10 protein-coding genes are annotated in these 8,638 nt (G+C 45.7%); 8 read left to right on the top strand and 2 right to left on the bottom strand.

Features of this window, described 5'->3' with window-relative positions; translation table 11 throughout:
• Positions 1-306 precede the first annotated feature (306 nt).
• Positions 307-1,767 (bottom strand): MFS transporter, encoded by a 1,461-nt coding sequence (locus tag VN429_RS00945; protein WP_325628805.1) that lies wholly within the window; start codon positions 1,765-1,767, stop codon positions 307-309.
• A 112-nt stretch (positions 1,768-1,879) separates the two neighbouring features.
• On the opposite strand from VN429_RS00945, the gene VN429_RS00940 reads away from it, so the two are divergent.
• Genes VN429_RS00940 through VN429_RS00915 form a run of 6 tightly spaced genes read left to right on the top strand, consistent with a single transcriptional unit; the run spans position 1,880 to position 6,974 of the window.
• Positions 1,880-3,835, top strand: coding sequence for an NADH-quinone oxidoreductase subunit 5 family protein (locus tag VN429_RS00940; protein WP_325628803.1), 1,956 nt, complete (start codon positions 1,880-1,882; stop codon positions 3,833-3,835).
• The gene (locus VN429_RS00935; RefSeq protein WP_325628801.1) at positions 3,832-4,680 is read left to right on the top strand and encodes a respiratory chain complex I subunit 1 family protein; all 849 of its coding nucleotides are present in this window, start codon (positions 3,832-3,834) and stop codon (positions 4,678-4,680) included. Before VN429_RS00940 ends, VN429_RS00935 begins: the two co-directional genes overlap by 4 nt.
• A 12-nt stretch (positions 4,681-4,692) precedes the next feature.
• Positions 4,693-5,136 carry an NADH-quinone oxidoreductase subunit B family protein gene (locus VN429_RS00930; RefSeq protein WP_325628799.1) on the top strand — a complete coding sequence of 148 codons (444 nt, stop codon included), beginning with the start codon at positions 4,693-4,695 and terminating at the stop codon, positions 5,134-5,136.
• A complete protein-coding gene (locus VN429_RS00925; RefSeq protein WP_325628797.1) occupies positions 5,133-5,519 on the top strand; it encodes an NADH-quinone oxidoreductase subunit C in 387 nt (128 codons plus the stop codon). Before VN429_RS00930 ends, VN429_RS00925 begins: the two co-directional genes overlap by 4 nt.
• Positions 5,519-6,598, top strand: a complete 1,080-nt coding sequence (locus tag VN429_RS00920) for a hydrogenase large subunit (RefSeq protein ID WP_325628794.1) — start codon at positions 5,519-5,521, stop codon at positions 6,596-6,598. Before VN429_RS00925 ends, VN429_RS00920 begins: the two co-directional genes overlap by 1 nt.
• 1 nt (position 6,599) lies before the next feature.
• Positions 6,600-6,974, top strand: a complete 375-nt coding sequence (locus VN429_RS00915) for a 4Fe-4S binding protein (RefSeq protein ID WP_325628792.1) — start codon at positions 6,600-6,602, stop codon at positions 6,972-6,974.
• 30 nt (positions 6,975-7,004) lie between these two features.
• On the opposite strand, the gene VN429_RS00910 is transcribed toward VN429_RS00915, so the two are convergent.
• Positions 7,005-7,145 carry a hypothetical protein gene (locus VN429_RS00910; protein WP_325628790.1) on the bottom strand — a complete coding sequence of 47 codons (141 nt, stop codon included), beginning with the start codon at positions 7,143-7,145 and terminating at the stop codon, positions 7,005-7,007.
• A gap of 205 nt (positions 7,146-7,350) precedes the next feature.
• On the opposite strand from VN429_RS00910, the gene VN429_RS00905 reads away from it, so the two are divergent.
• The gene (locus VN429_RS00905) at positions 7,351-8,325 is read left to right on the top strand and encodes a DNA-methyltransferase (RefSeq protein ID WP_325628788.1); all 975 of its coding nucleotides are present in this window, start codon (positions 7,351-7,353) and stop codon (positions 8,323-8,325) included.
• A gap of 87 nt (positions 8,326-8,412) precedes the next feature.
• Positions 8,413-8,580, top strand: a complete 168-nt coding sequence (locus VN429_RS00900) for a hypothetical protein (RefSeq protein WP_325628786.1) — start codon at positions 8,413-8,415, stop codon at positions 8,578-8,580.
• The last annotated feature ends 58 nt before the right edge of the window (positions 8,581-8,638 follow it).

Here is an 8,638-nt window from a genome sequence, read left to right as displayed (position 1 = left end):
ATTAAACTTCATGATGATATATGTTAGAGTAGGTTTGAAAGTCAGATCAAAAAGAGAGAGAGAGAGAGAGAGAGACAAGAACCGATGGCTGATGATTGGAAAACAACAATATGGAAACGAAGGTCGAACAGAAAACCAACCATAGGAGAATAAGGCGTCCCAGTCGCCTAGGACAGAAACTGCACTTACATTTTGAGTCAATAAACGATGGCAAAGGCAAGACGATGAGGGATTTGAAACATCGTCACCACAAATTTTTGGTTACAATTCGAGGGAGGTTAACGGACAAAAGAGAAGAAAGGAAAATTAACAATCAGAAGATTCTGTCAGATAATCTGGATGCACTTTCTCTTTCACAATAAAGGTCAGAATGAGAACTGCAATTCCAAAAATAAAAGTTACACAAAAGGTCAGGTCAAACCCAGCTGTCAAAGCCTTCTGCTGGATGTACACCGGTGCACTCCGGGTAACACCATACTCAGCTGCAATAAGAATCATACCCTGGATAAATATTGCATTAAAAACTGCAATCCCAATAGTCAGGGGTGCAAACCGCTCAAGACTTGTCAGTGATGAGGCCATACCCTGGTACTGCTTTGCCACTGAACTCATAATCATGCTTGAGATTGGAGTTATCATAAAACCAAGACCAAAGCCAATCATCGCAAGACAAAGAACCACATACCAAAGTGTTGTATTAACATGAAGCTGCAAAATCAGGAAATATCCGACCAGAAGAAGAAAGGCGCCGACATTGGCTATCCGTTTCCCACCTACACGAGTATAAAGTGTACCTGCAAGAAGGCCGGTAACCATCATCGCAAATGATAGAGATGTGAGAATTAGACCTGATGTTGAAGTGCTGTATCCTCCAACATACTTGAGATAAAAGGGGAGCAGATAATTAATTCCTGAAAATCCGAAGAACAGCAACGCCATAATCAAATTTAAACAGAAGAAATTCCGATCCTGAAAGAGCCTGAGTTCGAGGAGTGGATATGGAGAACGGAACTCGGTTCGGATAAACAGTGCAAGAAGAATTAGTGCAAGAATTAGTGATCCAGTGATAACAGGTGAGGTCCACCCAATTGAGTCTCCTTCAGACATTCCAAAGAGAAGAAATGCAAGCCCTGAAAAGATGAGGACTGCCCCGGTCCTATCAAATGATTCATGTGAGGCTGATGGAGCAATAACAGGAATATATCGCTGGCCAACAAGGACAGCAACGATACCAACCGGGACATTAATAAAGAAGATCCAGTTCCAGGAGAGATATTCGGTAAGGATACCACCGACAGTCGGGCCGATGGCAGTCCCAAGAGCTGCAATGGTCATAATAAAGCCCATCGCCTTCCCTTTCTTCTCCATCGGAATATACGCATTCACCATTGCAGGAGCGATTGCTGTTAGCATTGCACCACCGATTCCCTGAAATGCACGCGACCCTACCAAAGTAAGAAATGACCCGGTCAGCTCAGGCAGGGTACCACATGTAAAAGAACCAATAGTGAAAACCACAAATCCAGTGAGAAAAATCCGTTTGAATCCGATAATATCAGAAATTTTTCCAAAAATCAGAACACATCCAGCCATGACCAGCAGATAGATAGTAGATACCCAGCTCACTGCAGAAGTAGAGAGGGAGAATGACTCTGATATTGAAGGAATAGCTATGTTTACAATTGTGCCATCAAGAGAACCCATGAAGATGGCAAGCGAAATTGATAACAGAAGCGGGAAATAATGGTGCTGATCCTGAGATCCCATAAATAATAGTTTGAATCTCTCATGCAATTACCCCTGTGATCTGAACCGGTCAGATTTGATTCTCCCATATCTGTCAGGTCATTTTGCCAGATTCAGTTAATAATGATTAATAATGATAGATGCAAATCTCATCACAGTGATGTATGTGGATCTGTATGTGGAACTGCTTCTCTTTCTGATCATGTTTCCCCTCATTCCCGCATTGATTCTCACCGTGCTTCGCAATGAGAATCTTCGGGGAATAGTGGTCACTGCTGGAGCAGGGATTTGCGCCCTCGGATCAATTCTGCTTCTTGCGTTGCCAGTAGGACAAAATCAGTTATTTTTCACAGTGCCGGCGCCAGGCATTGCACTTGTGATGCTGGTTCTTGAGATCCTGATTGCAGGATACCTGGTAATGGTGAGCGTGAAGGCAAAGCAATTCTTGGTGACCGGGTTTGTGCTCTTCCAACTACTGCTTATCGGTGGAGCAGAGTGGCTCGGCCTTGAAGGGCATGCAAAGGTGCCTGACCTGCTTACAGATGAATTCTCTGCTATCATGGCAGTGATCATCGGAGTCATTGGTGGACTTATCTGTATTTACGCACTAGGATACATGCGTGAATATCATGAACACCATAAGGATCTCCCTGATAAGAGACCGAAATTCTTCGCAATACTCTTCCTCTTCCTCTCTGCGATGTTCGGAGTGGTTTTCTCAAATAACCTTATCTGGATGTACTTTTTCTGGGAAGTGACAACACTCTGTTCATATCTGTTGATCAGATACCCCGAAAATGGTGAGGCTGTCACAAACGCATTCAGGGCACTTCTTTACAATCTTATAGGAGGAGCCTGTTTCCCAATTGCAATACTCTATATCCTTATGAATGGGGGATCAGAACATCTGGGAATTGGCAGTTTAATAGCAGCAGGGCCTGCAATAGCCCTTGTTCCTGCCTGCCTGATTGCCATCGCAGGATGCGCAAAATCAGCCCAGCTTCCATTTTCATCCTGGCTTGTGGGGGCGATGGTTGCACCAACACCGGTCTCAGCCCTGCTCCACTCAAGCACAATGGTGAAGGCCGGAGTCTATGCTATAGCCAGGTTTGCACCAGTGTTTGATGGTCAGATTCTTGGAATGGTCATAGCCCTGATAGGTGGAGTAACATTCCTGGTCACATCCTGTATTGCGATATCACAGAGCAACGCCAAGAAGGTCCTTGCCTACTCAACAATTGCAAACCTCGGACTGATTGTGGCCTGTGCAGGTGTCGGAACTCCTGAAGCGCTCTGGGCAGCAATATTCCTGATAATCTTCCATGCCATCTCAAAGTCGCTTCTCTTCCTCTCCGTGGGAACTGTAGAGCACCGGATTGGAAGCCGGGATATTGAGGATATGACCGGTCTTGCAGCATCTATGCCAAAGGTCAGTCTTATGATGCTGATCGGTATCGCAGGAATGTTCCTGGCTCCGTTCGGAATGCTCATCTCTAAATGGGCATCAATACATGCCTTTTCACAGGCTCTTCCACCATTTGGAATGATCCTTATCGTAATTCTCGCCTATGGTAGTGCAGTAACGGTGTTCTTCTGGGCTAAGTGGATGGGCAAACTCCTTGAAGTCAGAAAATGGGAGGAATCAATAGAGTTTCAGATCTCCCGTGCTGAATGGGCAGCTCTTATACCCCTGACAGCCCTGACCATCATCGCTTGTTTTGGAATTGCACCAATCTCAACATACTTTATAGAGCCGTTCCTGGTCATGACATATGGACCGATATCTGAGTTGATCCCGGCATCCAACCTTATGATTATGCTTCTTATGCTGGCTCTCATCGTCGTGCTCCCGGTGCTGATGATAAAGATTCTCATTCCAAAAAGAAATCTCAGGCGGTACATGGGAGGTGTCACTGTGCATGACGGACTCATGGAGGGCAGTGCAGGTGCGAAACGTGAGATCTCACTCTCAAACCTGTATCTCGAAGATCTCTTCCCTGAAGCCCGTCTCTCAAAGTACGGCTCACTGATCACAATCGTCCTCTTCTGTGTTCTGCTAATAGGACTCATCAGTGGAGGTGTACTATGAATACCATCCTGACAGCAATTGCATTTCTAATACTCGCCCCAGTAATAGGTGTCCTTGTCACCGGAGTTGACCGAATCATTACAGCACGAATGCAGGGAAGAGTAGGACCACCAGTTCTTCAGCCATTCCTTGATATTGCCAAACTTTTTGAGAAAGAAAGAGTTGGAGTATGGCAGGCACCGGCAGTCCTCATATTCCTGCATCTCGCCTTCATGGTAGTCACCGGTTTGATATTCTTTGGTGGCGGTGACCTGTTGCTTGCGATATTTGCACTGACACTTTCTGAGGTCTTCCTGGTTCTTGCTGCATACAGCACACGATCTCCGTACGCCCATGTTGGTGCAGGAAGAGAGCTTATCCAGCTGATTGCAGTTGAGCCCGTTATCATTCTCACGGCAGTCGGATTCTACAAGGTAACCGGGAGTTTCGCGGCAAGCGATATCATGAACTTTTCAGGGCTGCCAATTATTCTCCTGCCTGGAATCTTCATCTCTGTAGTCTGTATCCTGACCTTTAAACTCAGAAAATCACCATTTGACCTCTCTACCTCTCACCATGCACACCAGGAACTGGTAAAGGGAGTAATGACTGAGTTTTCAGGCTCAACACTCGGAATGGTAGAGATTGCTCATCTCTATGAAATAGTCATTCTGCTCGGGCTTGTATATCTCTTCTTTGTAGGAAATCCGATACTCGGAGTTCTGGCAATCATTATCGTTTACTTCCTTGAGATGCTTGCAGATAACAGTACATCACGTGTTAAATGGCTCCCGGCTCTCAGGGGTGCCTGGATTATTACCCTGATTCTTGGGGGAGGAAACATCATCGCCCTTTCACTGCTCTGATGGAGAAAAAATATGGCATACTTATCAAAATCACCCTGGATACTCCATTACGATGCCTCCAGTTGTAATGGGTGCGATATCGAAATTCTTGCCTGTCTGACCCCGCGGTACGATGTAGAGCGATTTGGGATAATTAATACTGGAAATCCCAAACATGCAGATATCCTCGTCATCACCGGGGGGGTGAATGAACAGAACAGATCGGTAATCCAGAACCTCTATGACCAGATGCCACACCCGAAGGTCGTAGTAGGTGTCGGAATCTGTGCCTGTACAGGTGGAGTCTTCAAAGAGTGTTACAATATCGCGGGTGGAGTAGGAGAGATTCTTCCAGTTGATGTCTGGGTTCCCGGATGTGCTGCACGACCTGAACAGATCATCGATGGAATTGTCAAGGCTCTTGGAATTCTTGAACAGAAACGAACAGATATGAACCGTGCGGAGGCTGGGGTATGAGAAAGGAAGGACAGGAGACGATTGAAGTAACACTTCAGACACTTGCATCTGAAGTGCAAAAACAGAAAGATACGGGCTCCCGGCTGGTTCAGATCTGTTGTGCACGGATAGGAGATGATTTTGAACTCCATTACTCATTTGAACATGTGGATAATGATCAGAAGTTCAAATTTTTAGACCTGAAACTGATAACAGATGCAGATTCTCCGATTAAAAGCATTACCGGGATCTACTTTGCAGCATTCGGATATGAGAATGAGATCTCTGATCTCTACGGACTAAAAATAGAAGGAAATCTCCTTGACTTCAAAGGGACTTTTATCACGACATCAATTCCTTATCCATTCGGAAAACCTACTGTTGTTAAAAAGGAGGATGCCTGATGAGTAGACAGGTTGTTGTTCCATTCGGACCTCAGCACCCGGTTCTGCCTGAACCGATTCATCTTGATTTGGTGCTTGAGGATGAGCGGGTTGTTGAGGCTATTCCGCGAATCGGATATGTCCACCGTGGTCTTGAGAAACTTGTTGAAAAGCGGGATTACAAGGATTATATCTTCATAGCAGAGCGTATCTGTGGTATCTGTAGTTTTATCCACAGTGTCGGGTACAGTCAGGGTATTGAAGCTCTGATGGAAATAGAGGTGCCAGCCCGGGCAGAATACTTGAGAACGATCTGGTCTGAATACTCACGTTTACACAGCCATCTTCTCTGGCTTGGATGTTTCGCAGACGGTATGGGATTTGAGAATCTCTTTATGCAGTCATGGCGGATCAGGGAAAGTGTGCTTGATGTACTTGAAGAGACAACTGGCGGGAGGGTCATTCAGGGAAGCTGCAAAGTCGGTGGTGTGAGAAAGGATATTGCAGCACCCCAGCTTGCACAGATGAAAGCAGGTCTTGATATTTTGCAGTCAGAGGTTGATGACCTTGTGGCCGTCTTCACTGATGAGCCGACAATCAAGAGTAGGACTGTCGGAGTTGGTCATCTCTCAAAGAAAGATGCATGGGAACTCGGGGCAGTCGGACCAATGGTCCGGGGATCCGGTATTAAGAGTGATATGCGGATGCTTGGATACGGTGCATATGAGCATCTTGACTTCAAACCGGTAACCCACGATGATGGAGACTGCTATGCCAGATGTCTTGTCAGGGCAGAGGAGATGTCAGTCTCAATTGATCTGATCAGGCAGGCCATTGATACAATTCCAGAGGGAGAAATTGAGGTCAAGGTAAAAGGCAACCCTGACGGTGAATATTTCTCACGGGTAGAGCAGCCACGTGGTGAAGTGCTCCACTTTGTGAAAGGTGGCGGAAAGAAGAATCTTCTCAGGCACCGTGTCCGGACTCCGACAATGGCAAATGTTCCTGCCCTGGTTAAGACGCTTGGCGGCTGCCAGATGGCTGATGTTCCGGTAATTGTACTCTCAATTGATCCCTGCATCGGTTGTATGGAGCGGTAATATGAGTGCCTTTACGATTACAAAGATGATTGTAAAATCCCTGATTAGGGGACCGGACACACGTAGGTACCCGTCAGTGCCTGCAAAAAAGACTCCACAAACCCGGGGACACCTCGTTGTTGAGATTGAAAAGTGCATCTTCTGCGGGTTATGCAGCATGCACTGTCCAGCCGATGCTATCGTGGTGACAAAGGCAGAGAGGACATGGCATATTGACCGGTTCAGGTGTATTGTATGCGGAGGATGTGTGGAATACTGTCCAAAAGACTGTCTGCATCTTCTGCCGGAGTATCTTGCCCCTCAGGTGAAACAGCAGGGCGATACATACACCGGACCTGAACCTGCTGGTTCACAAGAGGCAGCACCGACATCATAATAGAACTTTTTTTAAAAAGGAGGAGGGCGTTTAGACGATCCAGCCGGCATGGTATGCAACCGCTCCTGCAAGTAGGATCATAGCCGGTACAACTACATGGATAGTAAACGCAGTAATCTGAAGGCTCTGCAGGAATGCAGCGCCCATTGGTGCAGTGGTTTTTATCTGCATGTCTAGTATGTTTTACATGTCCCGTTAAGGGGCTTCTTCTCATTCTCTGATGCACGAGCATCCGGTGATAAGAAACCTTTTCTTTATCCTATTCTTGTTGAAATGAGATGGAATAAGTGCGGAAGGGATCAACCTTTTGAAATATCTTGAGACAAAAGTGATCTGCAACGAACGATCTATACTCACAAATTCCAAGAATCCACAAATGACGTCTATTTGCACATTTTACAACGAATCTTGTATTACCGGTGCCAGAAAGCACCTTGAAGAGAATTCAGTCGATCTGATCATCACCGATCCACCGTATGGTATCAGGGGAGATACTCTTCATAAGCATTACAATAGGGATGAGAGTTGTGTTGTTGATGGATATGTTGAGATCCCTGAAGAGGAGTATGGCCAATTCTCAATTGACTGGATAAAAGAGGCTGAACGGATTTTAAAGCCAGGTGGTTCGATGTATATTGTTTCAGGATATTCGAACCTCTACCATATCCTGCATGCACTCAATCAGACCACACTTATCGAAATCAATCATATCGTCTGGAAATACAACTTCGGTGTCTGGACAAGCCGCAAGTTCATATCATCCCATTATCACATCCTTTTTTACGAAAAACCTGGTGGAAGGCGGACATTCAATCTTGAATCAAGATTCGGAGCAGAGGAGAAAGCCTTAGAAGGTGGTTCACTAAACTATCAGGACAGAGAGGATGTATGGGTAATAAATCGCGAGTATAAGCCAGGACAGATTAAAAACAAGAATGAACTCCCGGTGCAGCTTCTGACAAAGATGATCCTGTATTCCAGTAATGAAGGAGATCTGGTATGTGATCTCTTTTTAGGAGGCGGTTCAACGGCATGGGCAGCAATAGGATTGAACAGAAGGGCAGTCGGGTTTGAGATATCTCCTGCAATCTATTCTGTGAGGGTTCCTGAACTAATGAATCTGAACCCTGGATTTCTCCTTAATGAACAGCGAATTCCTGAATGCTCTGCTCCAAAGCGGCAGAGAGAGCGGTGGACTGCTGAATCGCGATCTGATCTTCTACAGAGGTACAAGGACCTTAAAGGGGAAGGTTTGAAGAAAGGTGAGATCGTTGAGAGGCTGATGGAGGATCTCGGCCGGGGAAGATGGGCGATCATCAAGGCACTAAAAGCAATCACAGAAGAGGCCTGATACTCAGTATCTTTTTTGGCCGGGCTGACTTTCATGATACCAACCATTATCGTGTCAAAAAACATAGCAGGAACGTAGGTGATGGATATGTCAACTACTGCATTCATTGCAGATCCGGTTATCAACCAGTACCTCCACGTTCCTCTGGAGAACTCGCTGATTCTCATCCTCGGTGGTCTGATTATCAATGGAATTATTCTCCTGTATATCATCAGATCGGTGAACCGGATACATACCAACAATCATACATCCTAGTCAGATAAGTACCGCGGACTTGACATTAGTCGATTATATCACGTATTCGCATCAATGT

It is taken from the genome of Methanospirillum sp., from assembly GCF_035560735.1.
In the GTDB taxonomy this organism is placed as follows: Archaea; Halobacteriota; Methanomicrobia; order Methanomicrobiales; family Methanospirillaceae; genus Methanospirillum.
This window is presented reverse-complemented; position numbering and strand designations above follow the sequence as displayed.

Excerpts from the sequence above, each read along its gene's own strand:
- VN429_RS00945 (WP_325628805.1), bottom strand. The coding sequence starts at position 1,767 with ATGGGATCTCAGGATCAGCACCATTATTTCCCGCTTCTGTTATCAATT.
- VN429_RS00940 (WP_325628803.1), top strand. The coding sequence starts at position 1,880 with ATGATAGATGCAAATCTCATCACAGTGATGTATGTGGATCTGTATGTG.
- VN429_RS00935 (WP_325628801.1), top strand. The coding sequence starts at position 3,832 with ATGAATACCATCCTGACAGCAATTGCATTTCTAATACTCGCCCCAGTA.
- VN429_RS00930 (WP_325628799.1), top strand. The coding sequence starts at position 4,693 with ATGGCATACTTATCAAAATCACCCTGGATACTCCATTACGATGCCTCC.
- VN429_RS00925 (WP_325628797.1), top strand. The coding sequence starts at position 5,133 with ATGAGAAAGGAAGGACAGGAGACGATTGAAGTAACACTTCAGACACTT.
- VN429_RS00920 (WP_325628794.1), top strand. The coding sequence starts at position 5,519 with ATGAGTAGACAGGTTGTTGTTCCATTCGGACCTCAGCACCCGGTTCTG.
- VN429_RS00915 (WP_325628792.1), top strand. The coding sequence starts at position 6,600 with ATGAGTGCCTTTACGATTACAAAGATGATTGTAAAATCCCTGATTAGG.
- VN429_RS00910 (WP_325628790.1), bottom strand. The coding sequence starts at position 7,145 with ATGCAGATAAAAACCACTGCACCAATGGGCGCTGCATTCCTGCAGAGC.
- VN429_RS00905 (WP_325628788.1), top strand. The coding sequence starts at position 7,351 with ATGACGTCTATTTGCACATTTTACAACGAATCTTGTATTACCGGTGCC.
- VN429_RS00900 (WP_325628786.1), top strand. The coding sequence starts at position 8,413 with ATGTCAACTACTGCATTCATTGCAGATCCGGTTATCAACCAGTACCTC.